The sequence below is a fragment of the Microbacterium sp. LWH11-1.2 genome (genome assembly GCF_038397745.1).
In the GTDB taxonomy this organism is placed as follows: domain Bacteria; phylum Actinomycetota; class Actinomycetes; order Actinomycetales; family Microbacteriaceae; genus Microbacterium.
The window spans coordinates 3,084,254-3,097,802 of the sequence record NZ_CP151636.1; the positions used below are offsets into that span (position 1 = coordinate 3,084,254).

Below are 13,549 nucleotides of genomic sequence, written 5' to 3' on the forward strand. Positions count from 1 at the left end.
GTCTGCCGTCCTCGTTAGGCTGACAGGGTGACGGACTCCGCAAAGCCTACCCTCATGGTCATCGACGGCCATTCGCTCGCCTATCGTGCCTTCTTCGCCCTTCCGGTCGAGAACTTCACGACCAAGGACAACCAGCACACGAACGCCATCTACGGCTTCCTGTCGATGCTGGTGAACCTCATCAAGGCCGAGCAGCCGACCCATCTGGCGATCGCCTTCGACACCTCCCGGCACTCGTTCCGCACCGACGAGTACCCCGAGTACAAGGCGACGAGGTCCGAGACGCCCCAGGAGTTCCGCGGCCAGATCCCTCTCCTCCAGGACTGCCTCGCGGCCATGTCGATCCCGGTTCTCACGAAAGAGGGGATCGAGGCCGACGACATCCTCGCGACCCTCTCGACACAGGGCGCGGAGCAGGGCTACGACGTGCTCGTCGTCTCGGGCGATCGCGACAGCATCCAGCTGGTGAACGACGAGGTGACCCTGCTGTACCCATCGGTGCAGGGTGTGTCGCAGCTGAAGCGCTACGACCCCACCACGGTGCAGGAGCGCTACGGCGTGCCGCCCGAGCAGTATCCCGACATCGCGGCCCTGGTCGGCGAGACCAGCGACAACCTTCCCGGAGTCCCGAAGGTGGGGGAGAAGACCGCGGTGAAGTGGCTCACCCAGTTCGGCACGCTCGACGAGCTGCTCGATCGCGCCGATGAGATCAAGGGTGTGGTCGGCGGCAACCTGCGCGACCACATCGACGACGTGCGGCGCAACCGCAAGCTGAACCGTCTGCTCCGTGACGTCGAGCTTCCAGTCGCTCCCGACGACCTCGCGGTGACGCCGATCGATGCGCAGGCCGTTCGCGACATCTTCGCGCGGCTCGAGTTCCGTACGCTGCTTCCGCGCGTCTTCGACGCTGTCGGCGCCGGTGAGGTCGCCGACGATCCCGCCTCCGCGGTCGTCCTGCCCGTGCCCGCCGAGGTCGCGCCGGCTGACCTCGCGACGTGGGCCGCGGCACAGGACGGCGACGTCGCGCTCCGCATCACGACGCAGGGCGGCAAGCCCGTCCGCATCGGCGCGGCGACGACGACCGAGCTGCGGGAGTCCGACTGGACGGATGCCGCGGCAGACGCGCTCCGCGGCTGGATCGAGTCGTCGAGCCCGAAGGTGCTGCACGACGCGAAGCCCCAGGTCAAGGCGCTGTTGCGCCAGGGCATCCGCCTCTCCGGTCTCGCTTACGACACGAGTCTTGCGGGCTGGCTGCTGCGCCCGAGCTTCCCCGACAAGACGCTCGCCGACCTGGTAGAGCGCTACCTCGGCGAGAAGCTTCCCGAGGCAGACCCGTCTCAGCTCGTCCCCGAGACCGAGGGCGCCACGCCGTCCCAGGAGGCCTGGTTCGCGCTTCGGGTCGCCGACGCGCTGCGGGACGACATCCCCGAGTCGGTCACCAAGGTGCTCGTCGAGATCGAGCTCCCGACCCTGATGACGCTCGCCGACATGGAGGTCGCCGGTGTCGCGGTCTCGCACGAGGTGCTGTCGACCTTCTCGGGCGAGCTCGCCACCCGCGCCGAGGGGATCGCCCAGGAGGCCTTCTCGAGCATCGGCCGAGAGTTCAATCTCGGTTCGCCCAAGCAGCTGCAGGAGGTCCTGTTCGAAGATCTCCAGCTCCCGAAGACCCGTAAGACCAAGTCCGGGTACTCGACGGATGCCGCTGCGCTGGCCGACCTGCAGGAGACCCACCCGCACCCGTTCCTCAGCCTGCTCCTGCAGCACCGCGAGGCGACGAAGCTGCGTCAGATCATCGAGTCGCTCGACACGGCGATCGGCGACGACCACCGCGTCCACACCACGTACGTGCAGACCGGCAGTCAGACGGGACGGCTCTCCAGCACCGACCCCAACCTGCAGAACATCCCGGTGCGCACGGAGGAGTCGCGTCGCATCCGCAGCGCGTTCCAGGTCGGCGAGGGCTATGAGGCTCTGCTGACGGCGGACTACTCCCAGATCGAGATGCGCATCATGGCGCACCTCTCCGGCGACGAGGGGCTCATCGAGGCCTTCAACAGCGGCGAGGACCTGCACCGGTTCGTCGGTGCCCGGGTGTTCGGTGTCGACCCGAGCGAGGTGACCTCCGCGATGCGGACCAAGGTGAAGGCCATGTCGTACGGCCTCGTCTACGGGCTGTCCGCCTTCGGCCTCTCCAAGCAGCTGCGCATCGAGCAGTCCGAGGCGAAGCAGCTGATGGTGGAGTACTTCGCCCGTTTCGGCGCTGTCCGCGACTATCTCCGCGCCTCTGTGATGAAGGCGAAGGAGGTCGGCTACACCGAGACGATCTTCGGGCGTCGACGTCCGTTCCCCGACCTCGCGAGCCCGAACCGCGTGCTGCGGGAGAACGCCGAGCGTGCGGCTCTCAACGCCCCGATCCAGGGCAGTGCCGCCGACATCATGAAGATCGCGCTCCTGCACATCCATGACGATCTGCGCTCCGATCAGCTCTCCTCGCGTGCGCTGCTGCAGATCCATGATGAACTCGTGGTCGAGGTCGCGCCGGGCGAGTGGGACGCCGTCGAGCGGATCGTGCGGGCGCGCATGGGCGATGCCGCCGACCTGAGGGTGCCGCTCGACGTGCAGGTCGGTCGCGGCGCGGACTGGAACGAGGCCGCGCACTGAGGTCGGTGCGACGACAGAACCGATATATCGAGAGGATGCGGGGGATTAGGCTGAAGGGATGACTTCAGCTCCCCGCACTCCGTCTGCCATCGACCAGGTCGCTGACGAGTGGGTCGACACGATCGCTGTCCTCGCACCGACTCTCGGTACCTACATCGGCCGTGACGAGGTGAACGACCGCTTCGGCGATCTGAGTCCCGCGGGTCATGAGGAGATCGCCGCGGCGACCCGTTCGACGCTCGACAAGCTGTCTGCGCTCGAGCCAGGCGACGCGATCGACGAGGTCACCAAGACCGATCTGAGTGCCGAGCTCCGTCTCGACCTCGAGCTGCACGAGGCGAAGTGGCACCTGCGCGACCTCAACGTGATCGCCTCGGCGGCGCAGGACGTGCGATCGGCGTTCGATCTGATGCCGACGGCCACTGCCGACGACTGGGGCGTGATCGCCACGCGTCTGGCGGCGGTGCCCGGCGCGCTGCGCGGCTACACCGAGACGCTGCGCCAGGGCATCGCCGAGGGAGTCACCCCGGCGCGTCGTCAGGTCGTCGAGGTCGCGACGCAGATCGATCGCTACACCGCGGATGACGGCTTCTTCGCAGCGTTCGTCGCTGACGCCGGCCCCGACGAGGGCCAGCTTCCCGCATCTCTCGCCCGCACGCTCGCCGACAACTCCGCGGCCGCGCGTGTCGCGTACCACGAGCTGCGTCGCTTCCTCGCCGAGGAGCTCGCGCCCGCTGCCGGTGACGTCGACGCGGTCGGCCGTGAGCTCTACGCGCTGAACTCGCGCCGCTTCCTCGGTGCGACGATCGACCTGGACGAGACCTACGAGTGGGGACGCGAGGAGCTCGCCCGCATGGTCGCCGAGCAGACCGCGATCGCGAACGAGATCCTGCCCGGCGCCTCGGTCGAAGAGGCCGTCGCCCACCTGGAGGCCGACCCTGCCCGCAAGCTCGTGGGCACCGACGCGCTCCAGAAGTGGATGCAGGAGACGAGCGACCGCGCTGTCGCTGAACTCGGCGCCTCCCACTTCGACATCCCCGAAGCGATCCGCACGCTCGAGTGCATGATCGCGCCCACACAGGAGGGCGGGATCTATTACACCGGACCGACGGATGACTTCTCGCGTCCGGGACGCATGTGGTGGTCGGTCCCCGAGGGTGTCACCGAGTTCGACACGTGGCGCGAGCTGACCACGGTCTTCCACGAGGGCGTTCCCGGACACCACCTGCAGATCGCTCAGGCGGTGTACAACCGCGCCGAGCTGAACACCTGGCGGCGCCTCCTCGCCGGCACCTCCGGTCATGCCGAGGGTTGGGCGCTGTACGCCGAGCGCCTGATGGAGCAGCTCGGTTACCTGGACGACCCCGCCGACCGACTGGGCATGCTCGACGGCCAGCGCATGCGCGCCGCTCGCGTCGTGCTCGACATCGGCGTGCACCTGGGCAAGCCCCGCCTCGACGGAACGGGCACCTGGGACGCCGCCTACGCTCTCGAGTTCCTGCGGAGCAACGTCAACATGTCCGACCAGTTCGTGCAGTTCGAGGTGAACCGCTACCTCGGCTGGCCGGGGCAGGCGCCGTCGTACAAGGTCGGTCAGCGCATCTGGGAACAGGTTCGCGACGCCGTGCGCGAAGCCGAAGGAGAGTCCTTCTCGTTCAAGGAGTTCCACAAGCGGGCGCTCGACATGGGCGGTGTCGGCCTCGACACGCTCCGGAGTTCACTCCTCCCGCGGTGACGGGAATGGTCCGGCACCGGGAGGTGTTCATTCATCTGAATGGAAAGGGATGACATGAGCATCGAATTCGGACTGGACACCTTCGGCGACATCACGAGGGACTCCGACGGAGAACTCCTCACCGGCGCACAGACGATCCGCAACGTCGTCGCGCAGGCGGAGATGGCCGATCGGGTCGGGGTCGACTTCTTCGGCGTGGGGGAGCATCACCGCTCCGAGTTCGCGATCTCCGCCCCGGAGATGGTGCTGGCAGCGATCGCCGCGCGCACCGAGCGCATCCGCCTGGGCACGGCTGTCACGGTGCTGTCATCCGATGACCCCGTGCGCGTGTTCGAGCGGTTCTCGACGCTGGACGCACTGTCGCACGGCCGCGCCGAGGTCGTGCTCGGCCGCGGCTCCTTCATCGAGTCGTTCCCGCTGTTCGGCTACGACCTCCGCGACTACGAGGCGCTCTTCGAGCAGAAGCTCGAGCTGTTCACGGAGCTCCTCAAGGAGGAGCCCGTCACCTGGTCGGGAACCATGCGCGCCTCGCTCGAGAACGCGAACGTCTTCCCCAAGACCGAGAACGGGCTCCGCACGTGGGTCGGGGTGGGCGGCAGCCCCGAGTCCGTGGTCCGCGTCGCCCGCCACGGGCTCGGACTGATGCTCGCGATCATCGGCGGTCCGGCGGTGCGCTTCAAGCCCTTCGTCGAGCTGTACCACCGCTCGGTCGCCTCGTTCGGGACGACATCGCACCCGGTGGCCGTGCACTCTCCGGGGCACATCGCCGAGACGGATGCCGAAGCGTGGGACGCCGCATACTCCGGCTTCGAGGCGATGAACAACACCATCGGACGCGAGCGCGGCTGGCCGGCGTACAGCCGTGCGCGATTCCAGAACGACGTCGGCCCCGAAGGGGCCATCTACGCGGGCTCGCCCGAACGCGTGGCGGCCAAGATCGCCGACACCATCACGACTCTCGGGCTCGGCCGCTTCGATCTCAAGTATGCGACAGGCACTCTGTCCCATGAGTCCATGATGCGGAGCATCGAGCTCTACGGCACCGAGGTCATTCCGCGGGTGCGCAAGATCCTGTCCGAACGGGACTGACTCGTCATCGTGGGGCGGCGCGGCCGCGCGCCGTCCTACGATGAGGTCATGGCCAACACCGCCCTGCCGAGCCGTGCCTCGCTCGCCGAGCGCCTCGACGATCTGCCGTTCACGAGACGCCATCTCCGCGTCCTGAGCGGTTCGGGCGTCGGGTGGGCGCTCGACGCGATGGATGTCGGTCTCATCTCCTTCATCCTCGCGGCGCTCACGCAGCAATGGGGCTTGACGAAGACGGACGCCGGTTGGATCGCGTCCATCGGGTTCCTCGGCATGGCGGTCGGGGCGACGCTCGGAGGTCTCCTCGCCGATCGTCTCGGCCGCCGTCAGGTCTTCGCGCTCACTCTCCTCGTGTACGGCATCGCCACCGGAGCCAGCGCGCTCGTCGGCGGGATCGCCGCGCTGCTGGTGCTGCGGTTCTTCGTCGGGCTCGGACTCGGCGCCGAGCTGCCGGTCGCCTCGACCTACGTGAGCGAGTTCGCACCAGCGCGCATCCGCGGCAGGCTCATCGTCATCCTCGAGGCGTTCTGGGCCGTGGGCTGGACCGTGTCCGCGCTCATCGGGTACTTCGTGATCCCGGCATCCGACGCGGGATGGCGCTGGGCGTTCGCGTTGGGGGCCATCCCGGCCGTCTACGCCCTGATCATCCGCTGGGGACTGCCGGAGTCTCCGCGTTGGCTCGCCTCCCGCGGGCGCATCGCCGAAGCGGATCGGATCGTCTCGACCTTCGAGGCGGACGCCGGTCTCGTCGCGGCGCCCGCGATCCGCAAGGAGCCCGCGTCCCGTGCGATCGCGATCACGACCAGGGCGCGTCTCACGACCCTGTGGAACCGCGAGTTCCGCGTCCGCACGCTCTGTCTCTGGTTGGTCTGGCTGTGCGTGAACTTCGCGTACTACGGCGCATTCATCTGGATCCCGAGCATCCTCCTCGATGCCGGATTCGACCTGGTCAGGTCGTTCGGATTCACTCTGATCATCACGCTGGCGCAGCTCCCCGGCTACGCCGTCGCCGCGTGGCTCATCGAGGTCTGGGGGAGGCGCGCCACCCTTTCGGTCTTCCTCGTCGGGTCCGCCGTCTCCGCCGTGTTCTTCGGCACGGCCACGACGGAGTTCGCGATCATCGCCTCGGGGATGGCCCTGTCATTCTTCAATCTCGGGGCGTGGGGCGCGCTGTATGCCGTGACCCCGGAGACATACCCGACGTCGCTTCGCGGCACCGGTGCCGGCTGGGCAGCGGGGGTCGGGCGCATCGCCTCGATCGTCGCGCCGCTGTCCGTGCCCGTGCTGCTCGTGGCGGGCGGCACGCCGCTGCTGTTCGTCGTCTTCGGCGCCTGCTTCTTGGTCGCGGCCGGGGCCGCCTGGGGCCTTGCGGATCGCGGAGGCATCGCACTCGACGACCGCTGACGTGCGCCTCTCCCGCCGCGGGCGGGAATAGGCTTGTGCGGTGGCAGATGTGCGATTCGTGGCGATCGGCGACTCCTTCACAGAAGGCGTCGGCGACGTCCTTCCCGACGGCCGAGAACGCGGATGGGCCGACCTGGCCGCTCAGGGATGGGCGGACGCGGCAGGTCATCCGATCCACTACGCCAACCTCGCGATCCGCGGCAAGCTCGCCTGGCCGATCGTGGAGCAGCAGCTGGAGCCGGCACTCGCGCTGCGTCCGACACACCTCTCGTTCAACGGGGGAGGGAACGACATGCTGCGGCCGCGGACCGATGTCGAGCACATCGCCGATGCCTTCAGTCGCGTGCTCCGTCGCTGTGACGAGGAGGGTGTGACCATGATCCTGCTCTCCGGCGCGAACCCGAGCGGCCAGCTTCCCATGGGATCGCTCGTGCAGCGCCGCGGCGATCTCCTGTCCGAGGCGGTGCTCCGCCGGATCGAGGACAGGCCCGATGTGATCCGGGCTCTCAACTGGCCGGACAGGGAGCTCGCCGACCCCGCGTACTGGTCAGAGGATCGACTGCACATGAACGCCGCGGGACACCATCGCGTCGCCGCACGAGTGATCCATGCGCTCGGCTTCGAGCCGCCCGAGACGTGGTGGGCGCCGCGCGAAAGGGGAGGAGCGAGGCCGTCCGGACTCTCCTACTACCGCGAACACGTCGGCCCGTGGGTCCGCCGTCGCGTGACACGCACATCCTCCGGAGACGGCCGCGCGGCCAAGTACCCCACGTGGGTCGAGCGGATCCCCACGTGAAGCGCCTGCGCGGTCGGCGGATGCCGCGCCGCGTCACGCAACTCCTCGTCGGCCTGTTCCTTTACGGCGTCGGGATCTCCTTCCTCGTCCGAGGAATGATCGGAGCGGCGCCCTGGGACGTGCTGACGCAGGGCATCGCGCGCCACGTGCCGCTGAGCTTCGGCATCATCACGATCCTCGTCAGTGTCGTTGTGCTGCTGCTCTGGATCCCGATCCGGCAGAAGCCCGGAATCGGCACTCTGCTCAACGCCCTGCTTGTCGGGCCTGCCGCCGACATCGGCTTCCTCCTGATCCCCGAGACGGATGAGCTCTGGATCCGCGTCGCGTTCTTCGTCGTCGGACTGCTCGTCCTGTCGGGGGCGACCGGTCTCTACATCGGCGCCGCGTTCGGGCCGGGCCCGCGAGACGGGCTGATGACGGGGTTGCACCGGCGCACGGGCTGGCCCATCTGGGTCGTCCGCACCGGGCTGGAGGTGACCGTGGTCGCGGTCGGATGGGCCCTCGGCGGGAACGTGGGCATCGGCACCGTGGCGTTCGCTCTGCTCGTCGGACCGCTGTGCCAGTTCTTCCTGCGCCTGTTCGCGGTCGCGCTTCCTGAGGTCGCGGCGGCTGCGGACGCCGCGACGCCGACGGGCGAGATCCGGATCGCGAGCTGAGCGGAATGTCCGACTTCGAGATGACCACGCTTCCCGCGGGCTCTGTGATCCTCCATGACGCGAGACGGAAGGTGCAGCGCACGGTCGCGCTGGAGCCGTTCGCGATCGGCGTCTACCCCGTGACCGAGGAGCAGATGGCGGACGTGCTCGGCATCGCGGTCCGGCATCCGTCGCGTCCGGCGGTGGACGTGAGCTGGCTGCGCGCCGTGCACTTCTGCAACGCCGCATCCGAGTGGGAGGGCTTCGACCCGGTCTATCTGTTCGATGGCGAGGACGTGAGCTGGGATGCCACGGCAGACGGCTATCGCCTGCCCACGGAAGCGGAGTGGGAGTTCGCCTGCCGCGCAGGATCGACCGGCCCACACTACGCACCCCTCGCGGAGGCCGCCTGGACGAGCGCCGACGGCGTCTCCTCGCCGCAGAACGTCGGCGGGAAGATCCCGAACCTCAACGGACTGTTCGACACGCTCGGCAACGTCTGGGAGTGGTGCTGGGACCTGCTGGATCCGGCGCGCTACGACGACTACCGGGTGTTCCGCGGTGGAGGGTTCGCGGATGACGCCTGGAGCGTGCGCGCATCGGTCCGTCGCGGTGGAGCTCCGAGAACGCAGCAGGACGACGTGGGTCTGCGCCTCGTGCGTGGCGCGTTCGACACGGCCGACGAAGCGCAGGGATGGTCCGCGAAGATCGACCGTGAGCGCGCGGTCGTCGACGGCCCCTTGCCACCCGGATGGACGCCGCTGCGGCGGTGAGCGGTCAGTCCACGGGGCGCGTCGACTCCGCTCAGGCCTGTTCCAGGTGCTTGACCATGTACCGATTCGGGTCCTCCGAGGGTGCGAAGCCGAACTGCGCGTAGAGTCCGTGCGCGTCGGCTGTGGCCAGGAGAATGCGCTTCACCGGCAGCGGCTGCAGATCGGCGATGACGCCCTCGACGAGCATCTTGCCGACGCCGCTGCCTCGAGCGCTCTCGTCGACGAAGACATCGCACAGCCAGGCGAAGGTCACGGCATCCGTCACGACGCGGGCGTAGGCGACCTGTTCGCCGTCCCCATTCCAGACGCCGTAGTTGCGGGAGGCGTCGATCGCGGCATCCTGGATCTCGCGCGGCCGCCCCGTCGCCCAGTAGGCCTGCTCGCTCAGCCAGGCGTGCACCTGGGCGCGGTCGATGCGGGTCGAGTCGGAGGAGAATGTGAAGCCGGAGTCCATGCTTCATCCTATGAGCGCTCAGCGACGCGGATCGGGATCCAAGCCGATCCGGATGCGCGTGCGCTTGCGTTCGATCAGGATGAAGACGACGCCGAGGGCCCAGAGGGGAATCGGCATCAGGAATGCAACCCGGAACGCGTCGAGCGAGTAGGTCGCCGGGGTTCCGGCTCCCTGCAGGTCGAGGGCGAGACCGATCAGGAAGATCGCGATGAGCGCGGCGATGAAGCCGCCGGCGTTGGTCACTCCCGTCGCCGTGCTCAGCCGGTGCGAGGGGTTGTGCGTCCGCGCGTGGTCGAACGCGATCATCGACGCGGGACCGCCGGTCGCCAGGGCAACCGCGAGGATGTACAGCAGCCACAGCGGGGCAGGCCCGGGGAGCGCGATGACGACGACCCAGGCCAGCATCTGCACGCCCACAGCGGGCAGCACGAGCGCCATCGAACGGTAGTTCGGGAGTCGCCGGGAGAGGTCGCCGATGACGGGGCCGAGCACCATGCCGGCGATGACGTAGACCGAGATGATCCCCGCGGCGTGGGCGGTGTCGAGGCCCTGAGCCGCCGTCAGGAACGGCATCCCCCAGAGCAGGATGAACGCGGTGCCGGCGAACGGCGACGTGAAGTGCGACCAGAACGCGAGCCGGGTGCCGGGGTGAGCCCAGGCGGCGCGGATGCCGACGCCGGTGTCGATCGCGGACGTGACGACCCGGATCACCCCGGTGTCGGTGTTCACGGTGACGTCGGCATTCCGCTCAGGCGGGTGGTTTCGGATGATCAGGGCGACGAGGATCGCGAAGAGGACGCCGAGGCCGGCGATGCTGCCGAAGGTGATCGTCCACGTCGTCGCATGCAGGAGAGCCGCGAGCGGGACGAGGGCGATCAGCTGGCCCGCCTGCCCGACGATGCCGGTGAACTGCACCATGATCGGACCCCGCTGCGCAGGGAACCAGGTTGCGACGAGACGGAGGACGGCGGGGAAGATCGCGGCGTCGCCGGCGCCGAGGAGGATGCGGGCGAAGATCGCGATGCCGACGCTGGGGGAGAGGGCCATGGTCAGCTGCCCTGCGGCCATCAGGAGCATGCCGATCGTCATGATCGGGCGTGACCCGTATCGGTCGAGCAGGACGCCGATCGGGATCTGCATGCCGCCGTAGACCGCGAGCTGGACGACCGCGAAGAGCGCGAGCGTCGACGCGTCTGCCTGGAAGCGATCAGCGGCCTCGACGCCGACCGCGCCGAGCGAGGTGCGGTTCGTGATCGCGAGCACGTAGGCCGCGACGCCCACGGACCAGACCAGCCATGCCCGCCACTCCGGCGTCGAGACGGGGGAGCGGGGGACCTGCGACACGCCTCAACGCTACTCCTGTGCAGCCGGGCAGGTTTCGCATCGTCACTCGTGCAAGCGGATGCCCATCACCTGCACTGCGCGAGATTCCGTGACGTGGACGGCAGGATCGATCACAGCCCAGCCGAGCCGGCTGTAAAGCTTCTGCGCCGACCGCGCCTCCTGGTAGCAGGAGAGAAGCGCGGTGCGGTGCGGAAGATCATCGAGGACCGCAGCCATCAAAGCGGCCGCGACCCCACGGCGGCGGTGTGATCCGTCGACGGCGAGTTCCTCCACCGAGAAGCACTCCTGGTCGAGCCAGACCTCCTTCACGTCTGGCGGCAGCGCTGCTTCCAGACGATCCCACCACCAGTCGCCACGGGAGACGCCGGTCCCGAGGACGAGGCCGACCACCCGGTCACCCTCCGTCGCGATGAACAGCCGGAACGACGGCTTCTCGGAGGCACGGCGTCGCACGCGGGAAGTGAAGCTCTCGATGCTCTGCGAGCGCTCCTCGCCGTACGGCGCTTCGGAGAAGACCTCAGCGTAGAGCTCCGCCGCCCGCGCCAGCTGATCGTGGCTGCCGTTCCAGACGGCTATGGTCGTCGAACTCATCCTCACAGCCTGCCAGAGGCGAGAGACGTCGACGGGTGCCCGCATGTCGGCAGCCACCGATACGGTGATCGCATGACGCCTCGACCCGCGCACCATTCCATCGACTACGTAGAGCTCGTCGTGACAGACCTCGCCGCCGCCACGACCTTCTACACCGAGGCTTTCGGCTGGTCCTTCGTCGACTACGGACCGGGCTATGCCGGAATCGCCTCGCCGAGCGGTGACGGGAGCGAGGTGGGAGGCCTGCTGCTCGCCGACGAGGCGCGCCCGGTCGGCGGACCGCTCGTGCTGCTGTATTCGACCGATCTCGAGACGACGATGGACGCCATCGTGGCAGCGGGAGGCGCGATCCTCCAGCTGCCCTACGAGTTCCCCGGTGGGCGGCGCCTGCACTTCGCCGATCCGAGCGGCAACGAGCTCGGAGTGTGGGCCTCGCAGTAGACGAGACCCACGACGTTCAGGTGAGCCGTCCGGTGAGGTGGACGGTCACGTCATCACCGTCGGTCTTCCCGATCCTCTTGCGGATCGCTGCGGTCACCGGCAGCTTGTGTGTGCCGTCGCCCAACGCCATGAAGGCGCCCCGGAACGGCTCTCCGTCCACTGTTCCGACGACCTTGACGAGCCCGCGCGTACCGAAGACGGATGCAGAGTCGGGGAGCTGGACGCAGGTCCACGTGTCTCCGTCGCGCACCTTGCCGAGCGTGGCGACGAACGTGATGTCGAGCGGTGCGAGTGTGGTCATGATGTCCTCCGGTTCTGCGATCAGACGAAGAGACCGACGATGATGCCGATCAGTGCGAGCTTGACGACCCAATCGACGAGGTGGATAGCGGCCGCCGAGACGGCCGTGTTCTCGTGTATGACGCCGCCCATGAGCAGCGTGAGCGGCAGCACGGAGAGAGCGAGGCCCAGGAGCAGCCCGGGGACGGCTCCGTGCCACTCCGCGCACACCAGGATCCCGGCCATCAGGCACGCGGTGATGATGCTGCGCAGGACGACGGACGCCATCTGGGCGGCCATGGACAGCCCGGGCCGAGGCGTGCTCGTGCGGCTGATCGTGGCCGAGACGGCGGGGATCGCGTACAGCGCCGCGCTGGCGATGAACGACGCGACGGTGGCGACGGCGATTCCGAGAATGAGCATTTCGACTCCTTTAGTACCGACTGGTACTCAGACTAGACTGGTCATTTAGAACCGTCAAGTACTAAAGTGGCAGCATGACGACAGAAGCTCGCGCACCGGGCCGACCCGCAGGCCTCACGGGGGAGGATCTCCTCGCGGTGGCGCGCGACGTGTTCTTGGAGCGCGGGTACGGGGGAGCCTCCATGGAGGAGGTCGCCAGACGAGCACGGATCTCGAAGGCGTCGCTCTATCGCGAGCACCCCTCGAAGTCGGCCCTCTACGAAGCAGTGGTCCGCCACTGGGCATCCGCCGGCCGCGACGCGATGCGCCCGGCTCTGGAGCGGCTGCAGGCGGCGGATGATCTTCGGCAGGGGCTCGCCGAACTGGCGGAGACGATGCGCCTCGGCATCCTGAGCGAACCGGTGCTCGCCATGCGCCGTCTCGTGACGGCGGAGGCCGTGACGCAACCCGAAGTGGCGAGAATGTACCTCGAGGAGAGTTGGAACACCAACATCCGGAACCTCGCCGAGACGTTGCGCACGGTAGCGGCACGGCATGGGCTTCGGATCGACGATGTGGATGCTGCGGCCGCGGACCTCACGTGGCTCGTGATCGGAGCGCCGCTCAACGCCCGCCTGCTTGCCGGCGACGTCGAGGCCCCGCCGGTGGATCGCGCGGTCGACCTCTTCCTTGCGGGCTACCGGCGGCCGTGAGCAGCGCGGAGGGTAGCGCCCGCCCCGATGACCGCGGAACGGTGGGGCCCGTCGTCTTTGCGGATGCTGTTCTCTCTCACCGGTGCGAGTGGCGCAGGCAAGTCGACGGTGTTGGCGCATCTCGCGAAGGTGACCTGGTCGGAGCCGATCCGCTGCGTCGAGTTCGACTCCATCGGCGTCCCGGCCTTCGCGAGTGAGGTCCACCTGCGCTACCGAGTGCTCGAGTGAGCAGGTC

15 protein-coding genes are annotated in these 13,549 nt (G+C 68.4%); 10 read left to right on the top strand and 5 right to left on the bottom strand.

What is annotated here, in order from left to right:
- The first annotated feature begins 27 nt into the window (after positions 1-27).
- The 7 genes from polA to MRBLWH11_RS15005 are packed head-to-tail and all read left to right on the top strand — an operon-like array spanning position 28 to position 9,090.
- Complete coding sequence (gene polA, locus MRBLWH11_RS14975; RefSeq protein ID WP_341945409.1) at positions 28-2,661, top strand: DNA polymerase I; 2,634 nt, start codon at positions 28-30, stop codon at positions 2,659-2,661.
- A gap of 58 nt (positions 2,662-2,719) precedes the next feature.
- Positions 2,720-4,396 (top strand): DUF885 domain-containing protein, encoded by a 1,677-nt coding sequence (locus MRBLWH11_RS14980; protein ID WP_341945410.1) that lies wholly within the window; start codon positions 2,720-2,722, stop codon positions 4,394-4,396.
- A gap of 54 nt (positions 4,397-4,450) precedes the next feature.
- Positions 4,451-5,485: an LLM class flavin-dependent oxidoreductase gene (locus tag MRBLWH11_RS14985; protein WP_341945411.1), complete on the top strand. Its 1,035-nt coding sequence runs from the start codon at positions 4,451-4,453 to the stop codon at positions 5,483-5,485.
- Positions 5,486-5,533: 48 nt separating this feature from the next.
- Entirely contained in the window at positions 5,534-6,886 is a 1,353-nt protein-coding gene (locus MRBLWH11_RS14990; protein ID WP_341945412.1) for an MFS transporter, read from the top strand.
- Positions 6,887-6,935: 49 nt separating this feature from the next.
- Positions 6,936-7,682: an SGNH/GDSL hydrolase family protein gene (locus MRBLWH11_RS14995; protein ID WP_341947834.1), complete on the top strand. Its 747-nt coding sequence runs from the start codon at positions 6,936-6,938 to the stop codon at positions 7,680-7,682.
- Positions 7,679-8,338, top strand: a complete 660-nt coding sequence (locus tag MRBLWH11_RS15000) for a hypothetical protein (protein ID WP_341945413.1) — start codon at positions 7,679-7,681, stop codon at positions 8,336-8,338. Before MRBLWH11_RS14995 ends, MRBLWH11_RS15000 begins: the two co-directional genes overlap by 4 nt.
- 5 nt (positions 8,339-8,343) lie before the next feature.
- Positions 8,344-9,090 carry an SUMF1/EgtB/PvdO family nonheme iron enzyme gene (locus tag MRBLWH11_RS15005; RefSeq protein ID WP_341945414.1) on the top strand — a complete coding sequence of 249 codons (747 nt, stop codon included), beginning with the start codon at positions 8,344-8,346 and terminating at the stop codon, positions 9,088-9,090.
- Between the two features lie 31 nt (positions 9,091-9,121).
- On the opposite strand, the gene MRBLWH11_RS15010 is transcribed toward MRBLWH11_RS15005, so the two are convergent.
- The 3 genes from MRBLWH11_RS15010 to MRBLWH11_RS15020 are packed head-to-tail and all read right to left on the bottom strand — an operon-like array spanning position 9,122 to position 11,479.
- Positions 9,122-9,544, bottom strand: coding sequence for a GNAT family N-acetyltransferase (locus tag MRBLWH11_RS15010; RefSeq protein ID WP_116634968.1), 423 nt, complete (start codon positions 9,542-9,544; stop codon positions 9,122-9,124).
- A gap of 18 nt (positions 9,545-9,562) precedes the next feature.
- Positions 9,563-10,888 (bottom strand): MFS transporter, encoded by a 1,326-nt coding sequence (locus MRBLWH11_RS15015; protein WP_341945415.1) that lies wholly within the window; start codon positions 10,886-10,888, stop codon positions 9,563-9,565.
- A gap of 42 nt (positions 10,889-10,930) precedes the next feature.
- Positions 10,931-11,479 (bottom strand): GNAT family N-acetyltransferase, encoded by a 549-nt coding sequence (locus MRBLWH11_RS15020; protein WP_341945416.1) that lies wholly within the window; start codon positions 11,477-11,479, stop codon positions 10,931-10,933.
- Positions 11,480-11,551: 72 nt separating this feature from the next.
- Here MRBLWH11_RS15020 and MRBLWH11_RS15025 point away from each other — a divergent pair, with 72 nt between their 5' ends.
- Entirely contained in the window at positions 11,552-11,920 is a 369-nt protein-coding gene (locus MRBLWH11_RS15025) for a VOC family protein (RefSeq protein WP_341945417.1), read from the top strand.
- A 16-nt stretch (positions 11,921-11,936) separates the two neighbouring features.
- On the opposite strand, the gene MRBLWH11_RS15030 is transcribed toward MRBLWH11_RS15025, so the two are convergent.
- Positions 11,937-12,221: a DUF1905 domain-containing protein gene (locus tag MRBLWH11_RS15030; protein ID WP_116634972.1), complete on the bottom strand. Its 285-nt coding sequence runs from the start codon at positions 12,219-12,221 to the stop codon at positions 11,937-11,939.
- A gap of 20 nt (positions 12,222-12,241) precedes the next feature.
- Positions 12,242-12,622, bottom strand: a complete 381-nt coding sequence (locus tag MRBLWH11_RS15035; RefSeq protein ID WP_116634973.1) for a DUF1761 family protein — start codon at positions 12,620-12,622, stop codon at positions 12,242-12,244.
- Between the two features lie 74 nt (positions 12,623-12,696).
- Between MRBLWH11_RS15035 and MRBLWH11_RS15040 the strand changes: the two genes are divergently transcribed.
- Together MRBLWH11_RS15040 and MRBLWH11_RS15045 are read left to right on the top strand one after the other, a co-directional pair.
- A complete protein-coding gene (locus MRBLWH11_RS15040; protein WP_341945418.1) occupies positions 12,697-13,314 on the top strand; it encodes a TetR/AcrR family transcriptional regulator in 618 nt (205 codons plus the stop codon).
- 63 nt (positions 13,315-13,377) lie between these two features.
- Positions 13,378-13,542 (top strand): hypothetical protein, encoded by a 165-nt coding sequence (locus MRBLWH11_RS15045; RefSeq protein WP_341945419.1) that lies wholly within the window; start codon positions 13,378-13,380, stop codon positions 13,540-13,542.
- Positions 13,543-13,549: the final 7 nt, after the last annotated feature.

What these genes read in the sequence shown, in the direction of transcription:
- MRBLWH11_RS14980 (WP_341945410.1), top strand. Translation starts at nt 2,720, where the DNA reads ATGACTTCAGCTCCCCGCACTCCGTCTGCCATCGACCAGGTCGCTGAC.
- MRBLWH11_RS14985 (WP_341945411.1), top strand. Translation starts at nt 4,451, where the DNA reads ATGAGCATCGAATTCGGACTGGACACCTTCGGCGACATCACGAGGGAC.
- MRBLWH11_RS14990 (WP_341945412.1), top strand. Translation starts at nt 5,534, where the DNA reads ATGGCCAACACCGCCCTGCCGAGCCGTGCCTCGCTCGCCGAGCGCCTC.
- MRBLWH11_RS15005 (WP_341945414.1), top strand. Translation starts at nt 8,344, where the DNA reads ATGTCCGACTTCGAGATGACCACGCTTCCCGCGGGCTCTGTGATCCTC.
- MRBLWH11_RS15010 (WP_116634968.1), bottom strand. Translation starts at nt 9,544, where the DNA reads ATGGACTCCGGCTTCACATTCTCCTCCGACTCGACCCGCATCGACCGC.
- MRBLWH11_RS15020 (WP_341945416.1), bottom strand. Translation starts at nt 11,479, where the DNA reads ATGAGTTCGACGACCATAGCCGTCTGGAACGGCAGCCACGATCAGCTG.
- MRBLWH11_RS15025 (WP_341945417.1), top strand. Translation starts at nt 11,552, where the DNA reads ATGACGCCTCGACCCGCGCACCATTCCATCGACTACGTAGAGCTCGTC.
- MRBLWH11_RS15030 (WP_116634972.1), bottom strand. Translation starts at nt 12,221, where the DNA reads ATGACCACACTCGCACCGCTCGACATCACGTTCGTCGCCACGCTCGGC.
- MRBLWH11_RS15035 (WP_116634973.1), bottom strand. Translation starts at nt 12,622, where the DNA reads ATGCTCATTCTCGGAATCGCCGTCGCCACCGTCGCGTCGTTCATCGCC.
- MRBLWH11_RS15040 (WP_341945418.1), top strand. Translation starts at nt 12,697, where the DNA reads ATGACGACAGAAGCTCGCGCACCGGGCCGACCCGCAGGCCTCACGGGG.
- MRBLWH11_RS15045 (WP_341945419.1), top strand. Translation starts at nt 13,378, where the DNA reads ATGCTGTTCTCTCTCACCGGTGCGAGTGGCGCAGGCAAGTCGACGGTG.